This is a genomic window from Bradyrhizobium sp. MOS003, from assembly GCF_003020125.1.
GTDB lineage: Bacteria > Pseudomonadota > Alphaproteobacteria > Rhizobiales > Xanthobacteraceae > Bradyrhizobium.
This window is the reverse complement of record NZ_PYFW01000007.1, coordinates 66,100-92,582: the sequence shown is the minus strand read 5'-3', so window position 1 is coordinate 92,582 and position 26,483 is coordinate 66,100. Positions and strand designations below refer to the sequence as shown.

The 26,483-nt window shown below is 65.1% G+C and carries 25 protein-coding genes, 1 pseudogene and 1 riboswitch; of the genes and pseudogenes, 13 read left to right on the top strand and 13 right to left on the bottom strand.

Annotated features, from left to right (window positions below; all coding sequences use genetic code 11):
- Positions 1 to 183: 183 nt before the first annotated feature.
- Both C7G42_RS26225 and C7G42_RS26220 read left to right on the top strand, forming a co-directional pair.
- On the top strand, positions 184 to 1,398 hold the full coding sequence (locus C7G42_RS26225; RefSeq protein ID WP_094895661.1) for an NADP-dependent isocitrate dehydrogenase: 1,215 nt from the start codon (positions 184 to 186) through the stop codon (positions 1,396 to 1,398).
- A gap of 96 nt (positions 1,399 to 1,494) precedes the next feature.
- Entirely contained in the window at positions 1,495 to 1,995 is a 501-nt protein-coding gene (locus C7G42_RS26220) for a DUF3455 domain-containing protein (protein WP_106951828.1), read from the top strand.
- Between the two features lie 16 nt (positions 1,996 to 2,011).
- On the opposite strand, the gene C7G42_RS26215 is transcribed toward C7G42_RS26220, so the two are convergent.
- Together C7G42_RS26215 and alaS are read right to left on the bottom strand one after the other, a co-directional pair.
- The gene (locus C7G42_RS26215) at positions 2,012 to 3,244 is read right to left on the bottom strand and encodes a cyclic nucleotide-gated ion channel (RefSeq protein ID WP_106951827.1); all 1,233 of its coding nucleotides are present in this window, start codon (positions 3,242 to 3,244) and stop codon (positions 2,012 to 2,014) included.
- A gap of 6 nt (positions 3,245 to 3,250) precedes the next feature.
- Positions 3,251 to 5,932 carry an alanine--tRNA ligase gene (alaS, locus tag C7G42_RS26210; protein ID WP_199581153.1) on the bottom strand — a complete coding sequence of 894 codons (2,682 nt, stop codon included), beginning with the start codon at positions 5,930 to 5,932 and terminating at the stop codon, positions 3,251 to 3,253.
- A gap of 223 nt (positions 5,933 to 6,155) precedes the next feature.
- A riboswitch (glycine riboswitch) is annotated at positions 6,156 to 6,246 on the top strand.
- Positions 6,247 to 6,408: 162 nt separating this feature from the next.
- On the opposite strand from alaS, the gene gcvT reads away from it, so the two are divergent.
- From gcvT to gcvP, 3 genes are all read left to right on the top strand, one after another.
- Positions 6,409 to 7,557, top strand: coding sequence for a glycine cleavage system aminomethyltransferase GcvT (gene gcvT, locus C7G42_RS26205; RefSeq protein WP_106951825.1), 1,149 nt, complete (start codon positions 6,409 to 6,411; stop codon positions 7,555 to 7,557).
- Between the two features lie 9 nt (positions 7,558 to 7,566).
- Positions 7,567 to 7,935: a glycine cleavage system protein GcvH gene (gene gcvH / locus C7G42_RS26200; RefSeq protein WP_106951824.1), complete on the top strand. Its 369-nt coding sequence runs from the start codon at positions 7,567 to 7,569 to the stop codon at positions 7,933 to 7,935.
- Positions 7,936 to 8,097: 162 nt separating this feature from the next.
- Positions 8,098 to 10,965, top strand: coding sequence for an aminomethyl-transferring glycine dehydrogenase (gene gcvP, locus C7G42_RS26195; protein ID WP_199581172.1), 2,868 nt, complete (start codon positions 8,098 to 8,100; stop codon positions 10,963 to 10,965).
- Positions 10,966 to 11,098: 133 nt separating this feature from the next.
- On the opposite strand, the gene C7G42_RS26190 is transcribed toward gcvP, so the two are convergent.
- The gene (locus C7G42_RS26190) at positions 11,099 to 12,100 is read right to left on the bottom strand and encodes a hypothetical protein (RefSeq protein ID WP_106951822.1); all 1,002 of its coding nucleotides are present in this window, start codon (positions 12,098 to 12,100) and stop codon (positions 11,099 to 11,101) included.
- 102 nt (positions 12,101 to 12,202) lie between these two features.
- Positions 12,203 to 13,291, bottom strand: a complete 1,089-nt coding sequence (gene recA / locus C7G42_RS26185) for a recombinase RecA (RefSeq protein WP_106951821.1) — start codon at positions 13,289 to 13,291, stop codon at positions 12,203 to 12,205.
- Between the two features lie 310 nt (positions 13,292 to 13,601).
- Here recA and C7G42_RS26180 point away from each other — a divergent pair, with 310 nt between their 5' ends.
- Both C7G42_RS26180 and C7G42_RS35470 read left to right on the top strand, forming a co-directional pair.
- The gene (locus C7G42_RS26180; RefSeq protein WP_106952026.1) at positions 13,602 to 13,802 is read left to right on the top strand and encodes a hypothetical protein; all 201 of its coding nucleotides are present in this window, start codon (positions 13,602 to 13,604) and stop codon (positions 13,800 to 13,802) included.
- Between the two features lie 154 nt (positions 13,803 to 13,956).
- Entirely contained in the window at positions 13,957 to 14,124 is a 168-nt protein-coding gene (locus C7G42_RS35470; RefSeq protein WP_199581152.1) for a hypothetical protein, read from the top strand.
- A gap of 674 nt (positions 14,125 to 14,798) precedes the next feature.
- On the opposite strand, the gene C7G42_RS26175 is transcribed toward C7G42_RS35470, so the two are convergent.
- Positions 14,799 to 15,056, bottom strand: coding sequence for a DUF2798 domain-containing protein (locus C7G42_RS26175; RefSeq protein ID WP_199581151.1), 258 nt, complete (start codon positions 15,054 to 15,056; stop codon positions 14,799 to 14,801).
- A 354-nt stretch (positions 15,057 to 15,410) separates the two neighbouring features.
- On the opposite strand from C7G42_RS26175, the gene C7G42_RS26170 reads away from it, so the two are divergent.
- Together C7G42_RS26170 and C7G42_RS26165 are read left to right on the top strand one after the other, a co-directional pair.
- On the top strand, positions 15,411 to 15,608 hold the full coding sequence (locus tag C7G42_RS26170; RefSeq protein WP_106952025.1) for a hypothetical protein: 198 nt from the start codon (positions 15,411 to 15,413) through the stop codon (positions 15,606 to 15,608).
- 166 nt (positions 15,609 to 15,774) lie between these two features.
- Positions 15,775 to 16,008, top strand: coding sequence for a DUF6894 family protein (locus C7G42_RS26165; RefSeq protein ID WP_106951819.1), 234 nt, complete (start codon positions 15,775 to 15,777; stop codon positions 16,006 to 16,008).
- 74 nt (positions 16,009 to 16,082) lie between these two features.
- On the opposite strand, the gene C7G42_RS26160 is transcribed toward C7G42_RS26165, so the two are convergent.
- Positions 16,083 to 16,337: a hypothetical protein gene (locus C7G42_RS26160; protein ID WP_094972285.1), complete on the bottom strand. Its 255-nt coding sequence runs from the start codon at positions 16,335 to 16,337 to the stop codon at positions 16,083 to 16,085.
- 107 nt (positions 16,338 to 16,444) lie between these two features.
- Complete coding sequence (locus tag C7G42_RS26155) at positions 16,445 to 16,741, bottom strand: hypothetical protein (protein ID WP_106952024.1); 297 nt, start codon at positions 16,739 to 16,741, stop codon at positions 16,445 to 16,447.
- A 363-nt stretch (positions 16,742 to 17,104) separates the two neighbouring features.
- Here C7G42_RS26155 and C7G42_RS35465 point away from each other — a divergent pair, with 363 nt between their 5' ends.
- The gene (locus C7G42_RS35465) at positions 17,105 to 17,569 is read left to right on the top strand and encodes a PaaI family thioesterase (RefSeq protein ID WP_199581150.1); all 465 of its coding nucleotides are present in this window, start codon (positions 17,105 to 17,107) and stop codon (positions 17,567 to 17,569) included.
- A 121-nt stretch (positions 17,570 to 17,690) separates the two neighbouring features.
- On the opposite strand, the gene C7G42_RS26145 is transcribed toward C7G42_RS35465, so the two are convergent.
- Positions 17,691 to 17,984 carry an HdeA family protein gene (locus tag C7G42_RS26145; protein WP_162307619.1) on the bottom strand — a complete coding sequence of 98 codons (294 nt, stop codon included), beginning with the start codon at positions 17,982 to 17,984 and terminating at the stop codon, positions 17,691 to 17,693.
- Positions 17,985 to 18,165: 181 nt separating this feature from the next.
- Here C7G42_RS26145 and C7G42_RS26140 point away from each other — a divergent pair, with 181 nt between their 5' ends.
- Complete coding sequence (locus C7G42_RS26140) at positions 18,166 to 18,408, top strand: PilZ domain-containing protein (RefSeq protein WP_199581149.1); 243 nt, start codon at positions 18,166 to 18,168, stop codon at positions 18,406 to 18,408.
- A 44-nt stretch (positions 18,409 to 18,452) separates the two neighbouring features.
- On the opposite strand, the pseudogene C7G42_RS26135 reads toward C7G42_RS26140, so the two are convergent.
- Together C7G42_RS26135 and C7G42_RS26130 are read right to left on the bottom strand one after the other, a co-directional pair.
- Positions 18,453 to 20,446 (bottom strand): annotated as a pseudogene (locus tag C7G42_RS26135) (pyrroloquinoline quinone-dependent dehydrogenase).
- 56 nt (positions 20,447 to 20,502) lie between these two features.
- Complete coding sequence (locus tag C7G42_RS26130) at positions 20,503 to 20,727, bottom strand: hypothetical protein (protein ID WP_106952023.1); 225 nt, start codon at positions 20,725 to 20,727, stop codon at positions 20,503 to 20,505.
- A 153-nt stretch (positions 20,728 to 20,880) separates the two neighbouring features.
- Between C7G42_RS26130 and C7G42_RS26125 the strand changes: the two genes are divergently transcribed.
- Entirely contained in the window at positions 20,881 to 21,285 is a 405-nt protein-coding gene (locus C7G42_RS26125) for a hypothetical protein (protein ID WP_106951816.1), read from the top strand.
- A gap of 107 nt (positions 21,286 to 21,392) precedes the next feature.
- The gene (locus C7G42_RS26120) at positions 21,393 to 21,719 is read left to right on the top strand and encodes a hypothetical protein (protein WP_106951815.1); all 327 of its coding nucleotides are present in this window, start codon (positions 21,393 to 21,395) and stop codon (positions 21,717 to 21,719) included.
- 77 nt (positions 21,720 to 21,796) lie between these two features.
- Here the strand turns inward: C7G42_RS26120 and C7G42_RS26115 are convergent, their stop codons facing one another.
- Genes C7G42_RS26115 through C7G42_RS26105 form a run of 3 tightly spaced genes read right to left on the bottom strand, consistent with a single transcriptional unit; the run spans position 21,797 to position 26,386 of the window.
- Entirely contained in the window at positions 21,797 to 22,153 is a 357-nt protein-coding gene (locus C7G42_RS26115) for a carboxymuconolactone decarboxylase family protein (RefSeq protein ID WP_106951814.1), read from the bottom strand.
- Positions 22,154 to 22,160: 7 nt separating this feature from the next.
- A complete protein-coding gene (locus C7G42_RS26110; RefSeq protein ID WP_106951813.1) occupies positions 22,161 to 25,388 on the bottom strand; it encodes an efflux RND transporter permease subunit in 3,228 nt (1,075 codons plus the stop codon).
- Positions 25,385 to 26,386 carry an efflux RND transporter periplasmic adaptor subunit gene (locus tag C7G42_RS26105; protein WP_106951812.1) on the bottom strand — a complete coding sequence of 334 codons (1,002 nt, stop codon included), beginning with the start codon at positions 26,384 to 26,386 and terminating at the stop codon, positions 25,385 to 25,387. The genes C7G42_RS26110 and C7G42_RS26105 overlap by 4 nt, the downstream gene beginning before the upstream one ends.
- Positions 26,387 to 26,483: the final 97 nt, after the last annotated feature.

The window sequence follows — 26,483 nt, the reverse complement described above, 5'->3', positions numbered from 1 at the left end:
ATCTCTGCCGAAGCCTCAGGCCCGCCCCGGCCTGCGGGCGCCTCCCCGCCCCCCGTCTGTGGGGGCTGGATCGGCTAAAAGTGCATAATCCCTTGGCTTTCGCCCGCCGCGTCCGGGTGCTATGAGGCGGCGGATATTCCCGTGGCGCACCAAAAGCGCCGTTCCCAAGAGGCTTCCCCGATCATGGCAAAAATCAAGGTATCCAATCCCGTCGTCGAACTCGATGGCGACGAGATGACCCGGATCATCTGGCAGTACATCAAGGACAAGCTGATCACCCCGTTCCTGGATGTCGAGCTGATGTATTTCGACCTGGGCATGGAGTACCGCGACCACACCAATGATCAGGTCACCATCGACGCCGCCGAGGCGATCAAGAAGGTCGGCGTCGGCGTGAAGTGCGCCACCATCACCCCTGATGAAGCCCGGGTGAAGGAGTTCAACCTCAAGCAGATGTGGAAGTCGCCGAACGGCACCATCCGCAACATCCTGGGCGGCGTGATCTTCCGCGAGCCGATCATATGCAAGAACGTGCCGCGCCTGGTTCCCGGCTGGACCAAGCCGATCATCATCGGCCGCCACGCCTATGGCGACCAGTACCGCGCCACCGACTTCAAGTTCCCGGGCAAGGGCACGTTGTCGATGAAGTTCGTCGGCGAAGACGGCACCGTGATCGAGAAGGAAGTGTTCAAGGCGCCCGGCGCCGGCGTCGCCATGGAGATGTACAATCTCGACGACTCCATCATCGACTTCGCCCGCGCCTCGCTGAACTACGGCCTGCTGCGCAACTACCCGGTCTATCTCTCGACCAAGAACACGATTCTCAAGGTCTATGACGGCCGCTTCAAGGACATCTTCCAGGACATCTACGACCGCGAGTTCAAGAAGGAATTCGAGGCCAAGGGTCTGACCTACGAGCACCGCCTGATCGACGACATGGTGGCCTCGGCACTCAAGTGGTCCGGCGGCTACGTCTGGGCCTGCAAGAACTACGACGGCGACGTGCAGTCCGACACGGTCGCGCAGGGTTACGGCTCGCTCGGCCTGATGACCTCCGTGCTCCTCACCCCCGACGGCAAGACCGTCGAGGCGGAAGCCGCCCACGGCACGGTGACCCGCCACTACCGCGAGCACCAGAAGGGCAAGGAGACCTCGACCAACTCGATCGCCTCGATCTTCGCCTGGACCCGTGGCCTGTCGCACCGCGCCAAGCTCGACAACAATGCCGAGCTCGCCAAGTTCGCCAACACGCTGGAGAAGGTCTGCGTCGACACCGTCGAGGCTGGCTACATGACCAAGGACCTCGCGCTCCTGGTCGGCGCCGACCAGCGCTGGCTCTCGACCACCGGCTTCCTCGACAAGGTCGCCGAGAACCTGACCAAGGAGCTGGCGGCCTGAGCCGACCGCAATTTCGCCCGACTGGGCCAGACATCATCACGGGCCGCGCAACAGCGCGGCCCGTTTCTTTTTGGGACCTTGCCCGGAGATGCCATTATGTTCATCAAGCTTGCCGGCCCCACAATGCTGCTCACGGCCCTGATCGGGCCGGTCGGGGCTGCAGAGCCGCTTCCCGACGCCATCGCCGCACCGGGCGAGAGCGTCGTGCTCAGCGTCCACGCCGAGGGCGCGCAGGTCTACGAATGCAAAGCCGGTAGCGACGGCAAGCTCGCCTGGACCTTCCGTGAGCCGATCGCAACGCTGCTGTCCGAGGGCAAGACGATCGGCAGGCACTATGCCGGCCCGAACTGGGAACTCGCCGACAGCAGCGCCGTGGTCGGCAAGGCGATTGGCAACGCGCCCGGTGCGACGGCTGCCGATATCCCCTGGCTGAAGCTGGAGGTCACCGCCCGCCGCGGCAGCGGCGCCCTCACGCCTGTCACCACGGTTCAGCGCATCAACACCCATGGCGGCAAGCTCGACGGCACGTGCGAAAAGGCCGGCGAGTTCAGAAGCGCGCCCTACTCGGCCGAGTATGTTTTCCTGAAGAAAGGCTGAGGCGGAGCACGCCTCATCAGTTCGCCTCGCCCCCGCTTTCCCCCTCCGCCTGAGCCAGCTCCGCCAGCGCGAGGTCGCCGGTATCGGCGAGCCTCGCCTTGGCGGTCGTGTGGACGTGGTCGGCCAGCGTAGGCATGCGTTCGATCAAAGCGTGGAAATCCTGGGCGTCGAGCACCAGAAGGCGCGTCTTGCGCGTCGCCGTCACCGTACCGCTGCGCTTTGTTTTGTGCAGCAGCGCGATCTCGCCGAAGAAGGTGCCGTCGGTGAGCCGCACGTGCTGGCTCGGCAGCGCGATCTCGACCTCGCCGGCGGTGATGAAATACATCGACGAGGCCGCATCGCCGCGACGGACCAGTATCTCGCCCTGCTCGATGGTGCGCGCGCGCAAGAGACGCATGATGTCGGCGATCTCCGCGGCCGACAGATGCGAGAACAGCGGCACCCGCGCCAGCATGCCCCAGGTGACGACGAAATCGCGCCGCTTCACCTCTTCGGCAAACGCCGTGGAGATGATCGCGACCGGCAGCGCGATCATGGCAAAGCCTGAGATGATGGCGAAAGTGGAGACCAGCTTGCCGAGCGCCGTCACCGGCACCACGTCGCCATAGCCGACGGTGCCGAGCGTCACGATCGCCCACCACATCGCCTGCGGGATGGTGCCGAGCTTGTCCGGCTGCACGTCGCGCTCGATGGCGTAGAGCAGCGAGGCGAAGGTCAAGACCGCGCCGATCAGGATGACGATGCAGCCGATCAGCGCCCGCCGCTCGGCATGAACAGCGGCGAGCAGCGAGCGCATCGCCGGCGAGTACCGGATCAGCTTGAAGAACGGCAGCACGCCCAGCGCCGCCAGCGTCGCGTGCCGGCCGGTGGCGAGCACGATCGACGCGGGCAGGAACGCCATGAGGTCGATGATGCCGAGCGTCGAAAACACGTAGCCGAGCCGGTCGGACAGCGCGGAGCCCTTGCGCTGGGTGTGGCCCGCCACGGTCCACAGCCGCGCCAGATATTCCAGCGCGAACACCATCACGGCAAGGGCTGTGATGGACGAGAACAGCGTGCCGAATTGCCCGTCCAGTTCCGGCACCGAGGCGAGGATCATCGAGACGACGTTGAGCACGATGACGCCGATGATGAACTTGATGAAGCGCGACCCGGCTGAATAAGCCAACGGGTCGTGCTCAAGCAATTCATAGAGGCGATCCCTTAAATTGGGATCACGCAAGCCACGTCCTCGCGGAACGGGCTCCATGGTGGTTTACGCGCCTGCCATCGCTTTTTCGATCGCCGCCAGCGCCTCGGTTGCCTTGGCTCCATCGGGGCCGCCGGCCTGCGCCATGTCGGGCCGGCCACCGCCGCCCTTGCCGCCGAGCGCCTCGGAAGCAATCTTGACCAGGTTCACCGCGTTGAAGCGTGCGGTGAGGTCGGCGGTGACGCCGACCACCACGCCGGCCTTGCCGTCCTCGGTGACCCCGACGATCGCGACGACGCCGGAGCCGATCTGCTTCTTGCCGTCGTCGGCAAGGCTCTTGAGATCCTTCATCTCGATGCCTTCCACCGCGCGCGCCATCAGCTTGACGTCGCCGACGTCACGCACGCCCGCGGCTGCACCATTGCTGCCGGCGGACGCACCGCCGCCCATCGCCAGCTTCTTGCGGGCGTCGGATAATTCGCGCTCGAGCTTCTTGCGCTCGTCCATCAGGGCTGTGATGCGCGCAGGGACGTCGTCGATCGAGGTGCGCAGCTCGTTCGCCGCACTCTTCGCCAGCGCCATGGTCTCGTTGGCGTGCCGGCGCGCGTAATTGCCGGTCAGCGCCTCGATGCGGCGCACGCCCGAAGCAACCGCGCTCTCGCCGGTGAGCGTGATCAGGCCGATATCGCCGGTGCGCTTGACATGCGTGCCGCCGCACAGCTCGACCGACCAGCCGAGCGCGTTGGCGCCGCGCTCGCGCGCGGTCCTGCCCATCGAGACGACGCGAACCTCGTCGCCATATTTCTCCCCGAACAGCGCACGCGCGCCGGCTTCGCGGGCTTCGTCAACGCCCATGACGCGGGTCGTGACCTCGTCGTTCTCCAGCACCACATCGTTGGCGATGTCCTCGACGCGGGCGAGCTCTTCCGCCGTGATCGGCTTCGGATGCACGAAGTCGAAGCGCAGGCGGTCCGGCGCGACCATCGAGCCGCGCTGGGCGATGTGGTCGCCGAGCACCTGGCGCAGCGCCTCGTGGATGAGATGTGTCGCCGAGTGATGCGCGCGGATCGAGAAGCGCCTGGAATGATCGACCTCGAGCTGCAGCGCGGTGCCGAGCTTGAGCTCGCCGCTCTCCACCGTGCCGACATGCACGAAGAAATCGCCGAGCTTCTTCTGCGTGTCGGTGACGCGGAATTTGACGCCGCCCTCGCCCGTGAGCACACCGGTATCGCCGACCTGGCCGCCCGACTCCGCATAGAACGGGGTCTGGTTCAGCACGATCGCACCGGTCTCGCCGGCCTTGAGGCTCGTGGCTTCCTTGCCGTCCTTCACCAGCGCGGTCACCACGCCTTCGGCGCTCTCGGTCTCGTAGCCGAGGAATTCCGTGGCTCCGAGCTTCTCGCGCAGCGGGAACCAGATCGCCTCGGAAGCCGCTTCGCCCGAGCCCTTCCAGGACTCACGCGCCTTGGCCTTCTGGCGCTCCATCGCGTCGGTGAACGAGGCCTGGTCGACGCTGATGCCGCGCGACTTCAGCGCGTCCTGGGTCAGGTCCAGCGGAAAACCATAGGTGTCGTAAAGCGTGAAGGCGACGTCGCCGTCGAACATGTCGCCCTTCTTCAGGGACGCGCTCTTCTCGTCGAGGATCGCAAGGCCGCGGGTCAGCGTCTTGCGGAAGCGGGTCTCTTCCAGCCGCAGCGTTTCCTCGATCAGGTTTTCCGCGCGCATCAGGTCGGGATAGGCCTGGCCCATCTCGCGTACCAGCGCCCAGACCAGCCGATGCATCAGCGGCTCCTTCGCACCCAGCAGCTGCGCATGACGCATCGCGCGGCGCATGATCCGGCGCAGCACGTAGCCGCGGCCCTCGTTCGAGGGCAGCACGCCGTCCGCGACCAGGAAGGCCGAGGAACGCAGATGATCGGCGATGACGCGGAACGAGGCCACGGTCTGCTCGTTCGGCCCGTGGCCCAGCGCGGACGATGTCGCATCGATCAGATGACGGAACAGATCGGTCTCGAACACGCTGTCGACGCCCTGCATGATGCAGGCCATGCGCTCCAGACCCATGCCGGTGTCGATCGAGGGACGCGGCAAATCCACGCGCTCCTCCTTCGTCACCTGCTCATATTGCATGAACACGAGATTCCAGAATTCGAGAAAGCGGTCGCCGTCCTCTTCCGGCGAGCCCGGAGGGCCGCCCCAGATGTGGTCGCCGCGGTCGATGAAGATCTCCGAGCACGGGCCGCACGGACCGGTGTCGCCCATCGCCCAGAAATTGTCCGAGGTCGGGATGCGGATGATGCGGTCGTCGGAGAAGCCTGCAATCTTCTTCCAGAGCCCGTGCGCCTCGTCGTCGGTGTGGTAGACGGTGACGAGCAGCTTGTCCTTGTTGAGCCCGAAATCCTTGGTGATGAGCTTCCAGGCCAGCTCGATCGCGCGCTCCTTGAAATAATCGCCGAACGAGAAGTTGCCGAGCATCTCGAAGAAGGTGAGATGGCGCGCGGTATAGCCGACATTGTCGAGGTCGTTGTGCTTGCCGCCGGCGCGAACGCATTTCTGCGACGTGGTGGCGCGCTGATAGGGCCGCTTCTCGACGCCGGTAAAGACGTTCTTGAACTGCACCATGCCGGCATTGGTGAACATCAATGTCGGGTCGTTGCGCGGCACCAATGGCGAGGACGACACGATCTCGTGGCCGTTCTCGGCAAAGAAGTTCAGAAAGGTCGACCTGATCTCGTTGACGCCGCTCATGTTCATCCAATCGGGTGTGCCTGGACCCGCTTCTCGCCATCCAAACCGTAACGTTGAGGCTGATATCTGCGGGCCAAAGCGCTTTTAGACAAGGCCAGCTTCGCTGTCCAGAAACTGTGCAGAGAGATCAGAGGGTTGCCGCAGGCGCTCAATCCCGTTGGATAGGACGCGCGGACGCGTTGACAGGCTTGGCCCCGCTGTGGTCTTTACCCATCTGTATCGTACGGCCACGTCGGGAGAGACCGGCTTTAGGCAGCCGGCGCCGAAGGAGCAACCGCCCCGGAAACTCTCAGGCAAAAGGACCGCGTGGCTTTGACAGCATCTGGAAAGAGGCGCCGACGGGCAAATACCTTTTAAGGAAGGTTTGCCCGGATGGCTCCCGCCGACGGGATAATACTCTCAGGCACAGCGACAGATGGGGCTTCGACTGGTGTCCTCAGGGAATCCTCCCGGGGGAACCGCCGAGGGCCCCTGTGATGCTAGCGCGCGACGACCAAGATTCCCTGAAACGTACACCCCTTCATGGGCTTCATGTCTCCCTGGGCGGCAAGATGGTGCCGTTCGCGGGCTACGACATGCCCGTGCAATACCCCGCGGGCGTGCTGAAGGAGCACCTCCATACCCGGACCTCCGCCGGCCTGTTCGACGTCTCCCATATGGGCCAGATCGCGCTTCGGCCGAAATCGGGCAAGGTCGAGGACGCTGCCCGCGCGCTGGAACGGCTGGTGCCGCAGGATATCGTGGCGATCGCGCCGGGACGGCAGCGCTACGCCCAGTTCACCAATGCGGACGGCGGCATTCTCGACGACCTCATGGTCGCCAATTTCGGCGATCACCTCTTCCTGGTCGTCAACGCCGCTTGCAAGGACGCCGACGAGGCCCATCTGCGCGCGCATCTCTCCGACGTTTGCGTAATCGATTCTCTCACGGATCGCGCGCTGATCGCGCTGCAGGGGCCGAAGGCCGAGGCGGCGCTGGCGAAATTGTGTGCAGAGGCGCCCGCCATGAAGTTCATGGATTCCGGCCCGCGCAAGGTTGCCGGCATCGACTGCTTCGTCTCGCGCTCCGGCTACACCGGCGAGGACGGTTTTGAAATCTCGGTTCCGACGGCCGATGCCGACCGTCTTGCCAAAACGCTGCTGGACAATCCGGACGTGCTGCCGATCGGCCTGGGCGCCCGCGACAGCCTACGGCTGGAGGCCGGGCTCTGCCTCTACGGCCACGACATCGACACCGCGACCACGCCGGTCGAGGCCGCGCTGGAATGGTCGGTGCAGAAGTCCCGCCGCACCGGCGGCGCGCGCGCCGGCGGCTTTCCCGGTGCCGAAAAAATCCTCGCTCATTTCGATCACGGCGCGGCCCGCCGCCGTATCGGCCTGCTCGCCCAGGGACGCGCGCCGGTCCGCGAGGGCGCGCTGCTGTTCGCCGACAGCGCGGGCGGCGAGCCGATCGGACAAGTCACCTCGGGCGGTTTCGGCCCGAGCCTGAATGCGCCGGTTGCGATGGGTTATGTGCCCACGAGCCAAAGCGCGCTCGGCACAAACCTGTTCGCCGAAGTGCGCGGCCAGCGCTTGGCCGTGCAGGTCGCGGCCATGCCTTTCGTCAAGAACACTTACAAACGCTGAGGATCGACAATGACCACGACGCTGTACAGCTCCGACCATGAATGGCTCGCTATCGACGGCGATGTCGCCACCGTCGGCATCACCGACTATGCCCAGCAGCAGCTCGGCGACGTCGTGTTCGTCGAATTGCCCAAGGTCGGCCGCACGCTGAAGAAGGCGGAAGCCGCCGCCGTCGTCGAATCGGTCAAGGCCGCCTCCGACGTCTACGCGCCTGTGACCGGCGAAGTGCTCGAAACCAATGCCGAGCTCGTGGCCGAGCCGGCGCTGGTCAACTCGGACGCGCAAGGCAAGGCCTGGTTCTTCAAGATCAAGATGGCCGACAAGGGTGAGCTCGGCGGCCTCATGGATGAATCCGCCTACAAGGCCCACACGGCGTGAGATGACGCGAACTCTGACCTCATACTCGGTGTCATCGTCCGCGCAGGCGGACGATCCAGTACGCCTCGGCTTTTCGGTTCAAGCCGTGACGCCTGCGTGTACTGGATGCCCCGCCTTCGCGGGGCATGACGGCGACAACGAAATCTAAAGCGAGGACCCATGATGACCGCGCACCGCAAATCCAACGGCGACACCGCCACCTCCTTCGTTCGCCGCCACATCGGCCCGTCGGCGCGCGATGTCACCGCCATGCTCGAAGCCGTCGGCGCCAAGAGCGTCGACGCGCTGATGGCGGAGACGCTGCCGGCCTCGATCCGGCAGGCCACCCCGCTCGATCTCGGCAGGCCCTTGAGCGAAACCGAGGCGATCGCGCACATGGCCGAGCTCGCTGCCCGGAATCAGGTCTTCACCTCGCTGATCGGCCAAGGCTATTCCGGAACGATCCTGCCCGCGGTGATCCAGCGCAACATCCTGGAGAACCCGGCCTGGTACACGGCCTACACGCCCTATCAGCCCGAGATCAGCCAGGGCCGGCTGGAGGCGCTGCTCAACTTCCAGACCATGATCTGCGACCTCACCGGGCTCGACGTCGCCAACGCCTCGCTGCTCGACGAGGCCACCGCCGCGGCGGAAGCGATGGCGCTCGCAGAGCGGCACTCGCAGGTCAAGGCGCAAGCCTTCTTCGTCGACAAGGACGTGCATCCGCAGACGCTGGCCGTGATGCGCACCCGCGCCGAGCCGCTCGGCTGGACCCTGATCGTCGGCGATCCCCTCACTGATCTCGACAGGGCCGACGTGCTCGGCGCGCTGCTGCAATATCCCGGTTCTTCCGGCGCGGTGCGCGACCTCCGGCCCGCGATCGCTACGCTGAAGGCCAAGGGCGCGCTCGCGATCGTAGCCGCCGACCTGCTGGCCCTGACGCTGCTCGCTTCGCCCGGCGAGCTCGGCGCCGACATCGCGATCGGCTCGGCGCAGCGTTTTGGCGTGCCGATGGGTTATGGCGGCCCGCATGCGGCCTATATGGCAGTGCGCGATGCGCTGAAGCGCTCGCTGCCCGGACGCATCGTCGGCCTCTCCGTGGACTCACGCGGTGCGCCTGCCTACCGGCTCGCGCTGCAGACCCGCGAGCAGCACATCCGCCGCGAGAAGGCGACGTCGAACATCTGCACCGCGCAGGTGCTGCTCGCCGTGATCGCCTCGATGTACGCGGTCTATCACGGCCCCGAAGGCCTGACGCAGATTGCGCGCAATGTGCATCGCCGCGCCGCCGTGCTGGCCGCCGGCCTGCGCAAGCTCGGCTTTGCGCCTGATAGCGAGAACTTCTTCGACACGCTCAGCGTGGACGCCGGCGCCAAGCGCGCCGGGATCGTCGCGCGAGCGGCGGCCGAGAAGATCAATCTCGGCGTCGGCGACACCAGCTTGCGCATTGCGCTCGACGAGACCACCACGTCAGCGACGGTCGAAGCAGTCTGGCGTGCCTTCGGCGGCACGCTTGCTTACGTCGAGATCGACGCGGAGACGCGCGAGGCGCTGCCGGACGGCTTGAAGCGCACCACCGCGTTCCTGACCCATCCCGTGTTCCACGCGCATCGCTCGGAGACCGAGATGCTGCGCTACATGCGCAAGCTCAGCGATCGCGACCTCGCGCTCGACCGCGCGATGATTCCGCTCGGCTCGTGCACCATGAAGCTGAACGCGACCACCGAGATGATGCCGCTGACCTGGCCGGAGTTCGCGACGCTGCATCCGTTCGTTCCGCGCGAGCAGGCCGCCGGCTATCACGCGCTGTTCGCGCGGCTGGAAAAATGGCTGTGTGACATCACCGGCTATGACGCGATCTCGCTGCAGCCGAATTCGGGCGCGCAAGGCGAGTATGCGGGGCTCTTGGCCATCCGTGGCTACCATGCCGCGCGTGGCGAGACGCACCGCAAGATCTGCCTGATCCCCTCCTCCGCCCACGGCACCAACCCCGCCTCGGCCGCGATGGTCGGCATGGACGTGGTGGTGGTCGCCTGCGAGAAGAACGGCGACGTCGACGTCAATGACCTCCGCGCCAAGGCGGAGAAGCACTCGGCCAATCTCGCCGCGGTCATGATCACCTATCCCTCGACCCACGGCGTGTTCGAGGAGCACATCCGCGAAATCTGCGACATCGTGCACGGCCATGGCGGCCAGGTGTATCTGGACGGCGCCAACCTCAACGCGCAGGTCGGCCTGAGCCGGCCCGGCGATTACGGCGCCGATGTCAGCCATCTCAATCTGCACAAGACCTTCTGCATTCCGCATGGCGGCGGCGGTCCCGGCATGGGCCCGATCGGCGTCAAGGCGCATCTGGCGCCCTTCCTGCCCGGCCATCCTGCGACAAAGGCTAAAGCCCCGGTCGGCCCGGTCTCGGCCGCGCCGTTCGGCTCGGCCTCGATCCTGACCATCTCCTACATCTACATCCTGATGATGGGCGGTGAAGGCCTGAAGCGCGCCACCGAGATTGCGATCCTCAACGCCAACTACATCGCAGCAAGGCTCGATCCGCACTTCCCGGTGCTCTACAAGAACGAGAAGGGCCGCGTCGCGCATGAGTGCATCGTCGATCCCCGTCCGCTCAAGACCACGAGCGGCGTCACCGTCGACGACATCGCAAAGCGCCTGATCGACTACGGCTTCCACGCGCCGACCATGAGCTTCCCGGTGCCGGGCACGCTGATGATCGAGCCGACCGAGTCGGAATCGAAGGCCGAGCTGGATCGTTTCTGTGACGCCATGATCGCGATCCGGAAAGAAATCGCCGAGGTCGAGGCTGGCCGCTTCAAGATCGAAGCGTCACCGCTGCGTCATGCCCCGCACACGGTGCACGACATCGCTGAGGACGACTGGGCGCGCGCCTACACCCGCGCCGAAGGCTGCTTCCCCGCGGGCAGCTCGCGGACGGACAAGTACTGGAGCCCTGTGGGGCGCGTCGACAACGTCTATGGCGACCGCAACCTGGTGTGCTCCTGCCCGCCGGTGAGCGATTACGCGGAAGCGGCGGAGTAAGATCCGACAGCGGTTTTCGTCTGGTGGGTTAGCGGGCGGTTGCGCGAAGCCCGGTCCGCCGGCGTAACCCACCACTTCCGCGTCCGCGGAGACGATCTGGTGGATTACGCCTTCGGCTGATCCACCCTACGGCTTAAGGCGCAATCAACAACCGGCTTTCACGATCCCACCGCCACAGCCGCTCGCTCGTGAGAAACGTACCGCCCCACCAGCGTCGGATCGGGTTGTGACGACGAAAATCCTCCCCACCTTCCAGAACCGCCTTGCCGAATTCGGTCAGCGACAGCCGGCTCCGGCGATAGGCGGCGTTGCGGCCTCGCGTGTTGTCCGGATCGAGTGTCGCCAGCTTGCCGTCCAGACCCGCAATCGCAGGTGCCGGGCCGAATGCGAGCCCTTCGAGCAACGCGCCCAGCTCCCAGAGATCGAACACACGAGCCTCAGGCCTGCCTGGCCGAAACAGCGTATCGGCGCGACTCTGTTCGCTTGCGATCAGTTCGAGAAGGCGCGTCTCGGTCGCCCCCAGTCCCGTCACCGGCGACGGCAGTTCCGAGAGCAGCTCATCCATGGCCGTCTTCAAAAAAGACAGCTTGCCGAGCGGCCTGTCGAGCAGCCCGGCGCAAAGCTCGGGTGTCGGCGCGCCGTAGGCCTCCCACGCGAGAGTTGCGATCTCAACGTCGCTTTCCGCAACGTCGAGCTGCTCCACGTCACGATGACGAAGCTCTGCTGGATTTGCTCCCCGTAGACTGAAATCGACCCGTCGAAGTCTCAGGTTCTCCGTCAGTGAAGGCCTGAAACGCAGGTAATCGAGGATCCATATCAACTGCAATTGGCTATTGGGTTCAGGATCGAACCACAGCTCGATGAGATCGACCGCGTAATGCTCGAAGATCCAAAGCAGGGCACCCGCCCGATCCTGGCGCCGGATAAGGGGCGACTGACGCACGGGGACGCAATCCGACCAGTGCATTTCGTCGACCCACGTCCTGGACTGCCGCCAGCCGAGATAACGGATGAGGTGGTCGGGCGTGGGAAGCGGCCCCGAAACGAAGCGATAGATGAACGGGATGACCAAGTCGGCGCGATCGGCATAGGTGAGGCCGGCGCCTGACGAACTGGTCAGAATTATCCGTTTCATCGGCGCGGTCTCCCCTCACGCAAAAACGAAAGGGCGCTGACGACGTCGGCAACTCAACGTCCTCAGCGCCCGCTCCTCGCGAAAAACTCTTCGCGTTGAGGCTTACTCGTCCGCCGGCTCCTCGCCGTCGGCGTCGCGCTCCGGCGTGCCGGCGAGAATCTGCTCGGCGATCAGGCCGGAGTTCTGGCGGATCGAGGTCTCGATCTTGGCGGTGATGTCGGGGTTGGCCTTCAGGAACGCTTTCGAGTTCTCGCGGCCCTGGCCGAGACGCTGGCTGTCATAGGAGAACCAGGCACCGGACTTTTCGACGATGCCGGCCTTGACGCCGAGATCGAGGATCTCGCCCATCTTGGAGACGCCCTCGCCGTACATGATGTCGAACTCGACCTGCTTGAACGGCGGCGCCAGCTTGTTCTTCACCACCTTGACGCGGGTGGTGTTGCCGACCACTTCGTCGCGCTCCTTGATCGCGCCGATGCGGCGGATGTCGAGGCGGACGGAGGCGTAGAACTTCAGCGCATTGCCGCCGGTGGTGGTTTCCGGCGAGCCGTACATCACACCGATCTTCATGCGGATCTGGTTGATGAAGATCACCATGGTGTTGGACTTGTTGATCGAGGCCGTCAGCTTGCGCAGCGCCTGGCTCATCAGACGGGCCTGAAGGCCCGGCAGCGCATCGCCCATCTCGCCCTCGAGTTCGGCCTTCGGCACCAGGGCCGCAACCGAATCGACCACCAGAACGTCCACCGCGCCCGAACGCACCAGCGTGTCGCAGATTTCCAGCGCCTGCTCGCCGGTGTCCGGCTGCGAGATCAGGAGCTCGTCGATGTTCACGCCCAGCTTGCGGGCATAGACCGGGTCGAGCGCGTGCTCGGCGTCGATGAAGGCGCAGATGCCGCCCTTCTTCTGCGCCTCCGCCACCGTATGCAGCGCCAGCGTGGTCTTGCCCGAGGATTCCGGCCCATAGATTTCCACGACGCGCCCCTTGGGCAGGCCGCCGATGCCGAGCGCGATGTCGAGCCCGAGCGAGCCCGAGGAGACCGCCTCGACATCCATCGAGCGGTCGTTCTTGCCGAGCTTCATCACCGAGCCCTTGCCGAACTGACGCTCGATCTGGGAGAGCGCGGCGGCCAGAGCTTTACTCTTGTCCATGGAAGATCCTTCGACGATACGCAGGGCAGTGGTGGACATTGGGTCGTGCTCCTTATGGCGAGGATTCGCTAGAGGGACAAACGATTGGCGAGGCGGCTCGTCGATAAAGGCAATGTACCCTATCTGTTCTATGTTCGCAATATGTTCTTTGCGGATTTGAGGGTTTGTGCGCGAGAATGCCGTCCCTCCTCTAGGGTCCGCCCCTCCCCCTTCGCGTTGTGCACACAACTGCACAGACGCCGGCCCGTTCATGGCCCCTAATAGACCATCACCGTACGAAGCATGGCCCCTATCGGTGATGAAAACGCCGATTGCGCTCCCGCCTTCCTCGCACGGAAAGGAGCATGCCATGTTCAAGCGGCGGCGTTACAAGCAGCAGCTGACCCTTCAAGACCGGCTTTCCGCATGGGTGAAGCAGGTCCAGCAACAGGCTTTGAGGCTTCCGCCCGGGCCCGAGCGGGATGCCCTGCTCAAGAAGGCCCGCCAGGCCGATGTCGCCAATCACCTGCAGGACTGGGCCAAATCCCCCGAACTGCAACCGCCGAAATAGCAGACTGTGGCAACGTCCTTCTTCGACCGAAGCTGACGCGCATCAAAGACGCATGGCCCGGCCGCCGTCAGACTTCCGTAATCCTGCGGCACCGAACTTTTTCGCGGTGCTGGGCCTTCTCCAAGGATGAGACCGCAACTCCGGGGACACGATCATGACGGAAAATACGCACCGCGATACGACCAGGCGCAATCCCCTGCCGGAGAGGGCGCATCGGGAGATGATGAAGTTCGAGCGCCAGGAGAACGAGTTCCGCAAGAAGGACCGCGAAGAACGCGCCACCGAGCTCCACCTTCCGCTGAACGACATCAACATCCACTAGAACCGGCGCCGAGCCGGCCAACCGACAAGGGCGCGCCGGCTGGCGGCGGCCTTCCCGACGACTCGCGGAATGTGGTCGCCCGGTCGCCGCAAGATGCCAGCAGCGCAGGTCCGGCCGGGTCGATGTGAACGGCCTACAGAGCGCATCACGCTCCAAAACGGCATCCAGCTCGCCGTTAAGTCACTGAAACAACAACTGAATTTCTATGCCCGCCTACTGTGCATGGGGTTGTTTTCCGGTTTTTGAGAATCCGGCATGCTCCGCGCCCCATCATCCCGGAGCGCGGCTGACGGCCCCCGCGCCACCTAAAGCAGCGCCAGCAGCGCGAGGCCGATGACCAGCACGATGAAGCCAGCCGCTGTCGCGGCGGCGAACGACCGCTCTACGTTATCCATGATGCCACCCCTGGCCGGCGTGCCACGTTTCCCCCATGGCGGCGCCGAACGGCGTGGAATCTCGCCGACGGGTGTGTCCGCAGTCGTGCGGGCGGATGTCGAAATTGGGACGGGTGCGGGGCCAGTCTGCGGCCTCGGCGTTCGGGCTGCGGAAATCTGCCGCCTGTCAGGCTGCCGTAAGCGGGGCCGGCTAGGGTGATGCGGCTACGGTGTTGCAGCCCAGCACCTCAGCCTCCAATAACTCTCGGCCCCGTCTGGCTCTCCCCAGGCGGGGCTTTTTCATGCCTGCCGGGCGGTTCGCGACTCCCTCTCCTCCTGCGTCAGGAGCAGCGAGAAGGCGCGGATCGCGGGCGCCGCCAGCAGCACGATCGGCAGCATCGCGGCCCATGCGATCAGCCACGACACCATCCAGTGCCCGACGAAGCTCACCGCGCTGCCTGCGGGCAGGCTCGCAATCCCCGACGCGACCAGCGAGGTCAGTCCGGACTGGATGATGCCGAAGACGAAATGACTGTAGCGGCGGGGAATGCCGAGCATGACGGGCCCATGTTGCTTGTTGCCGTCATCAGGCAAAGCAAGGCACATGCCGCCGCTTGCAGGGAATCGGTCATCCTCGGCCCGGCCCTGCGGCCTGTTCGATCGGCGCACCGGTGCAGCCGGGTGCAGGCCAGGAACTCTGTTCATGGTCGGAGAACCACGGAGCGTTCCGTAACCCGGGTACCCTCAGGCGGCGCGGCGTGTTTCGGACCTGGGTTCGTTTGTTTCGGCGCACGCGCGCTTTCGAGATATCCCCGAACTATCCGTGGCTTACCGCCAAAATTTGCTTGTGTCCGGAATATTGTGACACCCAACATGTTTGCAGTCATGGAAGTGAATCGTGGGGAGGTCACCATGAATCACAGGGGCATCGAGTTCACCGTCGCCAAGACGGCGATTCCCGGAATCTGGCAGTGGCAGTTCCGCATTGGCGAGCAGGTCAAGTCCGGCAAGACCGAGACGAAAATCGATCTGTTGGCAATCCGGCGCGTGCAGCTGCGGATCGATCGGGAGTTGAAGCGATCGGCCGGACAGCCTGAAGCGGGCGAATAACGGTCGGCGCCGGATGGCGCCTTGTGCACCGGCAGCGCCGCGGCTGGGAGTTGCGGCGGAACAAACATCCGTAGCCGCCCGGAATTGATCTGACGGTGGTTTGGGATTGCACTGCGCGCGTCCATGGCCTGGGGCGAGGCCATCACGCCTGCCATCGGTGCCAGCCATGCCGCTGTATTTCTTTCGAATCCGGAATGGAAATTACTCGGGCTGCGCGGACCAGGCGGCGGAGTTTGCCGATCGCAATTCGGCCTGGAAAGAGATGACCAATGTCTGCGCCGACATGACCGCCGGCATTGCCCGCAAGCTCCAGGAAAATTCCGAATGGCACATGGAGCTGCTGGACGAGGCCAAGGAGCCCGTGTTCCGGATTCGCATCGTTGCCGAAACACTCGACTAGTCAGCAGGTCTCCGGAGGTTGTTGTTTGAGCATGACCTTTTCGGAAAACCGCTGTGCACATCCCGGATCATGCGTTAGTCCGCGCTGGGCAGCCGCCGCATGGTGAATTCGATGTCGCCGCCGGGCAGCTCGCGCCACGTCTCCACCGCACTCATATAGCCGGCCTTGGGGTAGCGGGCGAAGAAGGCCTGCGCCCTTTCCCGCGCCGCCGCGCGTGGCAGCGTGAAGGTCTCGCGCAGATAGCCGTCGCGGACCGTCTGGCCCGGTTTGCCGGCGATGTTGCGCCGGCGCGCCATCCGCTCGGCGAGATCCCGCGGACGGTCGGCCATGTCCTGCCCTCCTCTACGCGCTACGCTCAGCACAATGTAGGGCCTGGGCCTGACGAAGAGGAGTCCCATCCGAGAGGCGCCAGTGCAGCCTCCCGAACGGAGTTCGGTCAGTTGGCGGCCGTACCGCTTTTGGTCTTTTTCGGCACGCTGGTGGCGGCCGAGGCCTTCGGCGCCGCCGGCTGCTTCGGCGGATCGGAGCGCATGCCGCCCCAGGGATCGTTCGACGTCTTGGAATCCGGGATCTTCTTCAACGTTTCCTTGTAGGCCTTGTCGCGCTCGGCTTCCGCGGCCTTCTCCTCGGGGGTCTTGCTCGGGGCCTCCTGCAGCAAATTCAGATTGGGCATTTGCGCATAGGCAGGTCCCGCCAGCACGGCCAGCACCGCGGCGAAACGGAAAAGCTTCATCGTCCACTCCTTGATCATCCATGAGGCACGAATCGTCCGCACCTCGTCATCCCAGTCGCGGCCGCAGAGGCCGGTCGAGGCCCGCTAGAGCCGATCCGATCTGCACGATTTCGGCGCATGCAGCCAGTCGTCCCAGATCGGACCACACTTGGTGCACCCGCTCAGCGCGAGGCCGAGCGCTTCCATACCAAAGACGAGGACACACCGACGCAACATCATCCATCCACACCCAAGCAAGGCATCATATCGGGCCAAGTCAGGCATTTTCAAGCCGACCGGACCGGCGCCAGACCGGGTGACTTTGCCGCGCCGATGCGCGCACAATGCTCGAAACATCCGGCAATACAGGAGAACGCGACAGCAATGCAAATGCAGCCAGACGCTGAATTCGGCCTCCCCGACGCCAGACGCATCCTCGGCGAGGTTTTTGCCCCCTGGGTGCAGGATCTCGACCTCACCGTCGAGCGCCTCGAGCACGCGCAGCCGGCGGATGCGCCGGACTGGCAGCCGGGCGCACTGCTGCGCATGCCGTTTTCGGAGCGGTTGTGCCGGAACGGCGGCATCGTCTGCGGCCAGGCCCCGATGGCACTCGCCGACACCGCGATGGTGATCGCGATCCTGGCGGCCAATCGCGGCTACCGCCCCATGACCACGGTCGACCAGACCACGCATTTCATGCGCGCAGTGTCCTCATCGGACGTGCTTGCGGACGCCCGCGTGGTACGGCTCGGACGCACCATGAGCTTTGGCCGCGTCACGCTGCTCTCGGCCGCCGACAACAGGCCGGTCGCGATGGTATCGAGTGCGTTCGCGATGTTGCCGGGCTGAGCGGCATTTCTAGAGGAAGAGAGCCGCGTAAGCGCAAAGCGCGTCGCGGCCTTCCATTGCGATCGTGTCGAAGCCAAAGACCGAAGCGCGATTGCATCCGCGCTTCGGTCCGCACGCGTCATTACTTGCCGAGCACTTCGTCGGCCGCGGTGACGATGCTGGCTGTCGGATTCTTTCCGCAATAGGCACCGAACTTCTTGGCGTTCTCGATGAACACGTCGGTGTCGATGATCGCGTTGTCCTCGTCGCCCTTGTACCAGCCGTCCATCCAGGTCAGCACGACCTGGATGTTGTCTTCGCCGCTCTCGAGGAACTGCTTGCAGCTCATGGTCGAGAGGTCCCACTTGACGGCGTGGGCGGGCATCGACGACAGCGAGAACGCGGCGGCGAGCAGAAGCGAAAGCGTAGTCTTCATCAGTATCTCCATCGGCGCGCAGCGCCACAAAAGAAGAGCGTGTGGGGAAGTCGGCGGAGAGATTCTCCGCGTCGACGTCGTAAACGAAGTCTGAAGCGCCGTGCAAGTAGCGCCAGTATTGAGTTTAGTTCAACGTAATTTCTATGCACTATTTCACGATCATCATGATGGACCGAAGCGGATGATCGAGAAGCGAGCAGCGCAGCGTCACCGTGTTTTCAAGGGTGGCACGATCACCTTTGAAAACAGCGGCATTCCCTGCACCGTGCGAAACATGTCGGCGGGCGGCGCGGCGATCGACCTCGACACCCCCGTCACATTGCCGCAATCAATCACGCTATCGATCACGCGCGACGATTTCGTCCGGAATTGTCGCACAGTTTGGCGCAGTGACAAGCGCGTCGGCCTCGCCTTCGTGCAATAGCGCGCGCGATGTGAACGAATGTTCGCATCTCATCCACAACACGATTATGATTGCGGGGTACGACGACGGCGACGCCAGCGCAGGCTTGCGATCACGAGCGCGACGATCGCGATTCCGATTGCCGCGGATGCCGCGAAGAATCGTCCACCGGGACGATCGATGGTGCGCGACCACAATGTCGGCACCTCGCCCGTCCGCGCCAGGCGGAACGCGACCACGCTGTCGCCGATCGAGGTGCCGGCTTCGGAGTGGCCGCCGGCGCCGATCGCGACATACTGCTCGCCCTTCCACAGATAGGTCATGGGATTGGCGACGCCGGGCACCGGCAGTCGCCCCTGCCACAGCTCCTTGCCGCTTCGCGCATCGAAGGCACGCAAATAAGCATCCATCGCGCCGGTAAATACGAGGCCGCCCGCCGTGACCGCGAGTCCGTTGACGAGAGGCGCGCCCCAGGGCATCGGCGCACCGAGCGGCGCCAGGTCTTCGGTGGTGCCGACCGTCGAACGCCAGAGGATCTTCCCGGCCTTCAGATCGACCGCGACCATCTCGCCCCAGGGCGGCTTGTTGCAGAGCAGGCCGAGCGGCGACATCATCACCGCGCGCGACATCGCAAACGGCGCGCCGCGCTGCTGGCCGAAATCATGCCCGGGCGGCGGATTGAATCCGGCGGCCTCCGCGCGCGGGATCAGCCTGATGAGATGAACGGCGCGCCCGGTGTTGGCGTAGAGAATCTGCCGGACCGGATCGAAGGCCGCACTACCCCAGTTCACGCCACCGCCGGTGAAGGGAAACTCCAGCGTGCCCTGCACGGAAGGCGGCGTGAACAGACCTTCGTTGCGCGCCTCCGCGAACTGCCGCTCGCAGGAGGAGCGGCGCAGTGCCGGCAGCAGCGAGAGCGCGTCGTCGGTCGAGATCATCTGCGACGTCAGCGCCGGTACATGCGTCGGAAACGGCTGCGTCGGCGACAACGCCTCCCCTTCCGCGCCGCCCTGCGGCACCGCGCGCTCTTCCACCGGCCAGACCGGCTTGCCGGTATCGCGGTCGAGCACGAAGACAAAACCCTGCTTGGTCGGCTGGATCACGACGTCGCGCTGGCCGTCACCTGCATCGAGGCGCGCGAGCGTCGGCTGAGCCGCCAGATCGTAATCCCAGACGTCGTGATGCACGGTCTGGAATGCCCATGCGAGCTCGCCGGTCTCGATGCGCAATGCAACCACCGAATTGGCGTGCTCGTTGTTGCCCGGCCGCTTGCCGCCCCAGAAATCCGGCGACGGCGAGGACGTCGGCAGGAACACCAGGCCGCGCGCCGCGTCGACCGACATCGGCGCCCAGACATTGGCGTGCCCGGCTTCGATGCCGTCACGCTTGAGCGGCTCGAAGCTCCAGCGCGCCCGGCCGGTGCGCGCATCGAACGCATGCACGACGCCGCTCGGCGCATCGACGCGGCGGTTGTCGGAGATCGCGGAGCCGACCACGACGACACCCCGGCCGACGGCCGGCGGCGAGGTGATCTGGAATTCCCCGGGCCATTCCAGGGCCATGCCGATATCGAGCTTCACCTCGCCGCCATTGCCGAAGCCGGCACAGGGAAGTCCCGTCTTCGCATCGAGCGCGATCAGGCGGACGTCGTTGGTGCCCATGAAGATGCGCGAACGACAGGCGGCATCCGCAGGCGCCTCATCGTCGGTCCAGTGGGTGACGCCGCGGCAGACGTAGCGATTGGCAGGACGCTGATTGGTCGCGATCTTCGGATCGTAACGCCATTCTGCGCGCCCGTGCCGGGATCGAGCGCAATGACCTCGTTGAACGGCGAGCAGAAGATCAGGCTGTCCTCGACGAACAGCGGCGTTGCCTGGAACTTGGTTCGCCGCATCACCTCCGGCGCGCGCACCGCGAGATCGCCGGTGCGGAATTCGAAGGCCCGAACCAGATTGCCGACATTGTCGGGCGTGATCTGTTGCAGTGGCGAGAAGCGCGAGCCGCCGGCATCGCCGCCCCAACTTTCCCAGGCCGCGCTTGGCCGCACGGCGACCAGCAGCAGCGCAACGACTCCGATCGGAATTCGCAGGCCGGTCCGCAAAGCTCGTCTCGCTCTTATTTCGGCTTCTTGGCGGGTTCGCTCGGACGCGCTCCTCCCCACGGATCGTACTTGTCCTTGGGCTCGGGAATGCGCTCGAGCGCGGCCTTGTAGGCTTTCTCGTCGATCTTGGGCTTGTTGTCCGCGGGTTTGCCCGCGTCATTGGGGGACCGCCGGCCCTGCGCCTGCGCCGAGGCAATCGCCAGCGCCATGACCGCAGCCGCTATGAGCAAAATCCTCATCAATGCAAGCCCCCTCGTCTGGGATACGAACTTAGCCTGCAATTCCGGAATATGAAATGCCGCGAGCTCCAGCACTTCAGCAAAACTTGATTGCTGGGGACTTCGCCGGATCGCTTTCCTGCCTATCTCTTCGCCCGCAGGGGACCTTCACGGATGTTGCGGATCATTGCTCATGCGACGCTGCTGGCCGGCGCGCTCGCACTCGGTGCCTGCGGCTTTGCCGACAGCCGCGCGCCGGTGCCGGAATTCATGCGCATGAAGGAAACCGAGCAGCCGCCGCCCGAAGCCGCCCCCGACGTCAAGCGTGTGGTGCGCGAGCAGATCGATGTCGTCTTCCTCACCACCTCCTATCCACGCGCCGTGCACGTCGCCATGCCCCACCGGGAGGTGCGTGGACCGGGCTGGACCGCCTGCGTCCGCGCCGAGCTCACCTCCGCGACCGGCACGTCGCTCGGCGCCCAGACCTACATCGTGACGATATCAGGAGGAAAGGTCGTCGATCGCCGGCGCGCGGAGGCGGACGATATATGCGGGTCGGAGACCTACGAGCCGATTTAGGAGCCGCGGCAAAAAGCGAGTTCCGGGAAAAACATGCAAATCAGCAGGGAACAATCACCGCCTCCCCTTCTTGTCGTCCCATAGGGCAGTTTACGGTGGAGGACAGGATGAAGACATTTACGATTGCGCTTTTGGCAGGCGTCGGCGCTTTGGCAGCTGCGTCGGGTGCGAAGGCTTCCGATATCTACACGAGCAGCGAGTACACCAATCCGGATCTCGTCCAGCAGGTCCGGCTTGTCTGCGACGACTCAGGCCGCTGCTATCGCACCCGCGGTGGCGCGCGCGTGATCGTGCGCGAGTCCTATAACACCATGCCGCGCGAACGCTATTATGAGCGCCGGTCCTATCATCGCGACTGGGACGATGGTCCGCGCGGCGGGGTCGGCATTCGCGCCCCCGGCGTCAGCATCGGTGTCGGCGGCGACCGCTGGTAACGACCGCAAAGTAAGGCAGAGGACCGGACGACGATCGCCGTCCGGTCCTTTTCGCGTCAGGCAGCCGACGGAGCCATTCAGCCGGAAGCGGCTTGCTGCTTGAATTGCTCGTACGCCGCGATCGCATCGGCCGCGTACATCAGCGACGGCCCGCCGCCCATATAAACGGCCATCCCCAGCGTCTCCTCGATCTCTTCGCGGCTGGCACCGAGCTTGACGAGCGCCTCGGTGTGAAAGCCGATGCAGCCATCGCAATGCGCGGCGACGCCGAGCGCCAGCGCCATCAGCTCCTTTGTCTTCTTGTCCAGCGCGCCGTCCCGCGTCGCGGCCTGCGCGAGCATCGCAAACCCCTTCATGGTGTCGGGAATTTCGCTCCGCAGTTTCTTCAAATTGGCCGAGATGTTCCTGGTGATGTCGACGTAGTTCTTGTCCATTGGATCCTCATGAGCTGGATTTGGCTGTGGTCGGAGCCGCCTCGCGCGGCGCGCGGAAGGCGACGTAGATCGCGGGGATCACCAGCACGGTGAGCAGCGTCGACGACGCAAGCCCGAACAGCAGCGAGATCGCCAATCCCTGGAAGATCGGATCGAGCAGGATGGTTGCGGCCCCGATCATGGCCGCAAGCGCGGTGAGCAGGATCGGCTTGAAGCGGACCGCTCCCGCCTCCAGCACTACTTCGCGAAGCGTCTTGCCGTCTCCGCCGCTGTGCCTGATGAAATCGACCAGCAGGATCGAATTGCGCACGATGATGCCGGCCAGCGCGATGAAGCCGATCATCGAGGTCGCCGTGAACGGCGCCCCCAGCAGCCAGTGCCCGATCAGGATGCCGATCAGCGTCAGCGGGATCGGCGTCAGGATCACGAGCGGCAGACGGAAGCTCCTGAACTGGGCGACGACCAGCACGTAGATCCCGAGGATGGCCGCGCCGAAGGCCGCACCCATGTCGCGAAAGGTCACCCAGGTGATTTCCCATTCGCCGTCCCACAATAGCGTCGGACGCGACTCGTCCGTTGGCTGGCCGTGCAGGCTGATCGCGGGCTTGGGCAGCTTGCCCCAATCATGGGCCTCCACGCGATCAGCGACCGCGAGCATGCCGTAGAGCGGCGCCTCGAAGCGCCCGGCGAGCTCTGCCATCACCATGTCGGCGAAGCGGCCGTCGCGGCGGAAGATCGTCGGCGAGCCCTGCTCCATGGTCGCCTTCACGACCTGACCGAGTTCGACCACCGTCTTGCTGCCGGGCAACGTGTTGGCCGGCACCGGCGTCGAGGCCAGCGCCTCGTCCCAGACCAGATCGCGTTTTCCGAGATGCACCGCGATCTCGATCGGGTTGCGGTCCTCGCCGCGATGCGAATAGCCGATCGAGGTACCGCCGAACAGCGCCTGGATGGTGTCGTAGACGTCGCGCTGCTCGACGCCGAAGAATTCGAGCCGGTCCTGGTCGATCGAGAGCCGCAGCCGCGGCCGCTTCTCGCCGATGGAATCGTCGACATCGACGATGAACGGTACTTCCGCGAAGACCTTTTTGAGCTCGGCGGTGACCGCACGGCGTGTGGCTGCATCGGGACCGTAGACCTCGGCGAGCAGCGTCGACAGCACCGGCGGCCCGGGCGGCACCTCGACCACCTTGATGCTGGTACCAGCAGGTGGATCGAGCGCCTTCAGCTTCTCGCGAAGCTCGAGCGCGATCTCATGGCTCGCGCGCTTGCGCTCGCCCCGCGCGGCCAGGTTCACCTGCACCTCGCCGAGCTCGGGCCTCTCCCGCAGATAATAGTGCCGCACCAGGCCGTTGAAATTGAACGGCGCCGGCGTGCCGGCATAGGATTGCAGCGAGGTGACCTCCGGCAATTGCCGCGCGATCTCGGCCGCGCCGAACAGCGTGCGCTCGGTCGCCTCCAGGCTCGCCCCTTCCGGCAGGTCGACCACCACGGCGATCTCGGACTTGTTGTCGAACGGCAGCAGCTTGACCGTCACCGACTTGGTCGCAAACAGCGTCATCGACAGCAGCGTTGCGATGCCGACGCCGAGCAGGAAGACCCAGGCCGAGCGCTTGCTCCGCACGATCGGCGTGGCGAAGCGCCGATAGAGCCGGCCGAGCCGGCCTTCATCATGCGCCGCATGCGCGGAGGCCACCTCGCCCTTTGGGGCGAGCTTGAGCATCAGCCAGGGCGCGACCACCATCGCGACGAAGAACGAGAACAGCATGGCAGCCGATGCGTTGGCCGGGATCGGCGCCATATAGGGGCCCATCAGGCCCGACACGAACAGCATCGGGAGCAGGGCCGCGACCACGGTCAAGGTCGCGACAATGGTGGGATTGCCGACCTCCGCCACCGCCTCGATGGTTGCCTGCAGGCGCGGCCTGCCGTCGCGCATGCCCCAGTGCCGCGCGATGTTCTCGACCACGACGATGGCGTCGTCGACGAGAATGCCGATGGAGAAGATCAGCGCGAACAGGCTGACGCGGTTGATGGTGTAGCCCATGAGGTTGGCGGCGAACATCGTCAGCAGGATCGTCGTGGGAATGACGACGAAGGTCACCAGAGCCTCGCGCCAGCCGATCGCGACCGCGATCAGGATGACGATCGAGACCGTCGCGAGCCCGAGATGGAACAGCAGCTCGTTGGCCTTCTCGTTGGCGGTCTCGCCGTAGTCGCGCGTCACAGTGACCTGGATATCCTCGGGGATCAGGCGCGACTTCAGGCCTTCGAGGCGCTTGGCGATGTTCTCGGACACGACGACCGCATTGGCACCGGCCCGCTTGGCCAGCGCCAGGCTGACGGCCGGCGTCCGCGCCCATTGACCGGCAGAGTTGCGCGAATCCGTCCAGACGCGATGCTCGACGGTGCTCGGACCGACGACGACGGAGGCGACGTCCTTGACGTAGACCGGCCGGCCGTCGCGACTCGTGATCAGCAGCAATCCGATATCGGGGGTGCCGGACAGCGTCTGCCCCGCGGCGACGCTCCGCACGATGCCGGCATCGCGGACCTGCCCGGCCAGGAACGAGCGGTTGGCATCCTTCACCTTCGCTACAAGCTGCTGCAGCGTGATCCCGAACAGCGACAGCTTCTCGGGATCCGGCTCGACCCGGATCTGTTGCGCCGAACCGCCGGAAATGTAGGTCAGGCCGATGTCGTCGACCTTCATCAGCTCCGAGCGCAGCTTGTCGGCGAGCTCGTAGATGTCCTTGTCGGTCCAGCGGCTGGCGGCTTCCGGCTTCGGCGACAGCGTGAGCACCGTCACCGCGACGTCATTGATGCCCCGGCCGACGATCAGCGGCTCGGGGATGCCGACGGGAATGCGGTCGAGATTGGCGCGGATCTTCTCGTGCACCCTGAGGATGGCATCCTCGAACTTGGTGCCGACCAGGAAGCGCGCGGTCACCATCACGCGGTCGTCCTCGGTCTGGCTATAGACGTGCTCGACGCCGTCGATGCCCTTGACGATCGATTCCAGCGGCTTGCTCACCAGCTCGACCGCGTCCGGCCCGCGCAGGCCATCGGCATTGACGCGGATGTCCACCATGGGAACGCTGATCTGCGGCTCCTCCTCGCGCGGGATCGCCACGACCGCGATCAGGCCCATGACGAGCGCCCCGATCAGGAACAGCGGCGTCAACGGCGATGCGATGGTCGACCGGGTCAACCGTCCTGACAGACCGAGATTCACGGTTGCACCAACTGGTCACCGACCTGGATACCCGAGAGGATTTCGAGGCCGTCCGGAAGCGGAGGCGTCGGCATGTCGCGGCCGCGCTGCACCGGCACGTCGATCGTGTCGCTGCCTTTCCGGAGCTGGACGTAGTCGATGCCGAACCGCGTCGTCACACAGCTCGAAGGAATCACGAAGGCGGGCCGCGTGCCGCCGGCGATCCAGACACGCAAGCGATCCCCGACGAAATATTCGCCGAGCCCCTCGACGGTCGCGTCCGCAATGACGCGCCCCTCCTCGATCTGGGGATAGACGAGGTCGATCACGCCGCGCTTCGAGGCTTCTCCCCCCAGCTCGGCACCATCGACGCGGACCTTGTCGCCGGCCTTCAGGAACCGCGCATGGCGCTCCGGCACGCGCAGCCGCAGCTTGAAGTTCTGCTCGGCCACGGTCGCGATCGGGTCGCCGGCAAGCACGACGGACCCCAACGTGATCAGCCGCTTCAACACGCGCCCGTCCGCGGGCGCGAGCACCTGCCCCTGGTTGAGCTGCTCGTTGATGACGGCACGCTCCGCAGCCTTGGCGCGCAGGCCGTTGTCGGCGACATTGAGCGCCGTGCGCTGCTCGTCGAGCTTGATCCGCGGCAGAATACCGCGCTCGACCAGTCCTTCGGTTCGGTTGAAATCGAGCTGCGCCTGCTTGGCCTGAGCCTGCAGCGCCTCGATCTGCGCGTCGAGCGATTTCATCTGCAGGACGAGCTTCTCGTCGCCGATGGCCGCAATGACTTGACCGGCGGTGACGCGATCGCCTTCCCGCACCTTGAGCTGAACGGCGGTGCCGCCGATGCGGCTACGCGCGGGGACCACGCTGATGCTCTCGACGGTCGCGAAGACCGCCTTCTCGTCGGTGACAGTCCGCTGCGCCACGGTCAGCGTTCCCGCGGCGGCAGCGGATCCCGTCGGAACTCCAATTGCCGCCCACGCAGCCAGAAGTCCCAGGCGCGCCAGATTTTGCATAGGACACATCCACGCCGTCATCGGTTTCATCACACCGCGCCGCGGTGCCCTCTCATTTTCATCCGCGTCGCGAGACGCGTGTTGATCTCGCGCAAGG

What these genes read in the sequence shown, in the direction of transcription:
- C7G42_RS26215 (WP_106951827.1), bottom strand. Translation starts at nt 3,244, where the DNA reads ATGGAGCCCGTTCCGCGAGGACGTGGCTTGCGTGATCCCAATTTAAGG.
- C7G42_RS26175 (WP_199581151.1), bottom strand. Translation starts at nt 15,056, where the DNA reads ATGCTCGGCATTCCCCGCCGCTACAGTCATTTCGTCTTCGGCATCATC.
- alaS (WP_199581153.1), bottom strand. Translation starts at nt 5,932, where the DNA reads ATGAGCGGCGTCAACGAGATCAGGTCGACCTTTCTGAACTTCTTTGCC.
- C7G42_RS26220 (WP_106951828.1), top strand. Translation starts at nt 1,495, where the DNA reads ATGTTCATCAAGCTTGCCGGCCCCACAATGCTGCTCACGGCCCTGATC.
- C7G42_RS26130 (WP_106952023.1), bottom strand. Translation starts at nt 20,727, where the DNA reads ATGAGGATTTTGCTCATAGCGGCTGCGGTCATGGCGCTGGCGATTGCC.
- C7G42_RS26165 (WP_106951819.1), top strand. Translation starts at nt 15,775, where the DNA reads ATGCCGCTGTATTTCTTTCGAATCCGGAATGGAAATTACTCGGGCTGC.
- C7G42_RS26105 (WP_106951812.1), bottom strand. Translation starts at nt 26,386, where the DNA reads ATGCAAAATCTGGCGCGCCTGGGACTTCTGGCTGCGTGGGCGGCAATT.
- gcvT (WP_106951825.1), top strand. Translation starts at nt 6,409, where the DNA reads ATGCTAGCGCGCGACGACCAAGATTCCCTGAAACGTACACCCCTTCAT.
- gcvP (WP_199581172.1), top strand. Translation starts at nt 8,098, where the DNA reads ATGACCGCGCACCGCAAATCCAACGGCGACACCGCCACCTCCTTCGTT.
- recA (WP_106951821.1), bottom strand. Translation starts at nt 13,291, where the DNA reads ATGTCCACCACTGCCCTGCGTATCGTCGAAGGATCTTCCATGGACAAG.
- C7G42_RS26180 (WP_106952026.1), top strand. Translation starts at nt 13,602, where the DNA reads ATGTTCAAGCGGCGGCGTTACAAGCAGCAGCTGACCCTTCAAGACCGG.
- C7G42_RS26145 (WP_162307619.1), bottom strand. Translation starts at nt 17,984, where the DNA reads ATGAAGACTACGCTTTCGCTTCTGCTCGCCGCCGCGTTCTCGCTGTCG.
- C7G42_RS26190 (WP_106951822.1), bottom strand. Translation starts at nt 12,100, where the DNA reads ATGAAACGGATAATTCTGACCAGTTCGTCAGGCGCCGGCCTCACCTAT.
- C7G42_RS26160 (WP_094972285.1), bottom strand. Translation starts at nt 16,337, where the DNA reads ATGGCCGACCGTCCGCGGGATCTCGCCGAGCGGATGGCGCGCCGGCGC.
- C7G42_RS26125 (WP_106951816.1), top strand. Translation starts at nt 20,881, where the DNA reads ATGTTGCGGATCATTGCTCATGCGACGCTGCTGGCCGGCGCGCTCGCA.
- C7G42_RS35470 (WP_199581152.1), top strand. Translation starts at nt 13,957, where the DNA reads ATGACGGAAAATACGCACCGCGATACGACCAGGCGCAATCCCCTGCCG.
- C7G42_RS26155 (WP_106952024.1), bottom strand. Translation starts at nt 16,741, where the DNA reads ATGAAGCTTTTCCGTTTCGCCGCGGTGCTGGCCGTGCTGGCGGGACCT.
- C7G42_RS26115 (WP_106951814.1), bottom strand. Translation starts at nt 22,153, where the DNA reads ATGGACAAGAACTACGTCGACATCACCAGGAACATCTCGGCCAATTTG.
- gcvH (WP_106951824.1), top strand. Translation starts at nt 7,567, where the DNA reads ATGACCACGACGCTGTACAGCTCCGACCATGAATGGCTCGCTATCGAC.
- C7G42_RS26120 (WP_106951815.1), top strand. Translation starts at nt 21,393, where the DNA reads ATGAAGACATTTACGATTGCGCTTTTGGCAGGCGTCGGCGCTTTGGCA.
- C7G42_RS35465 (WP_199581150.1), top strand. Translation starts at nt 17,105, where the DNA reads ATGCAAATGCAGCCAGACGCTGAATTCGGCCTCCCCGACGCCAGACGC.
- C7G42_RS26225 (WP_094895661.1), top strand. Translation starts at nt 184, where the DNA reads ATGGCAAAAATCAAGGTATCCAATCCCGTCGTCGAACTCGATGGCGAC.
- C7G42_RS26140 (WP_199581149.1), top strand. Translation starts at nt 18,166, where the DNA reads ATGATCGAGAAGCGAGCAGCGCAGCGTCACCGTGTTTTCAAGGGTGGC.
- C7G42_RS26170 (WP_106952025.1), top strand. Translation starts at nt 15,411, where the DNA reads ATGAATCACAGGGGCATCGAGTTCACCGTCGCCAAGACGGCGATTCCC.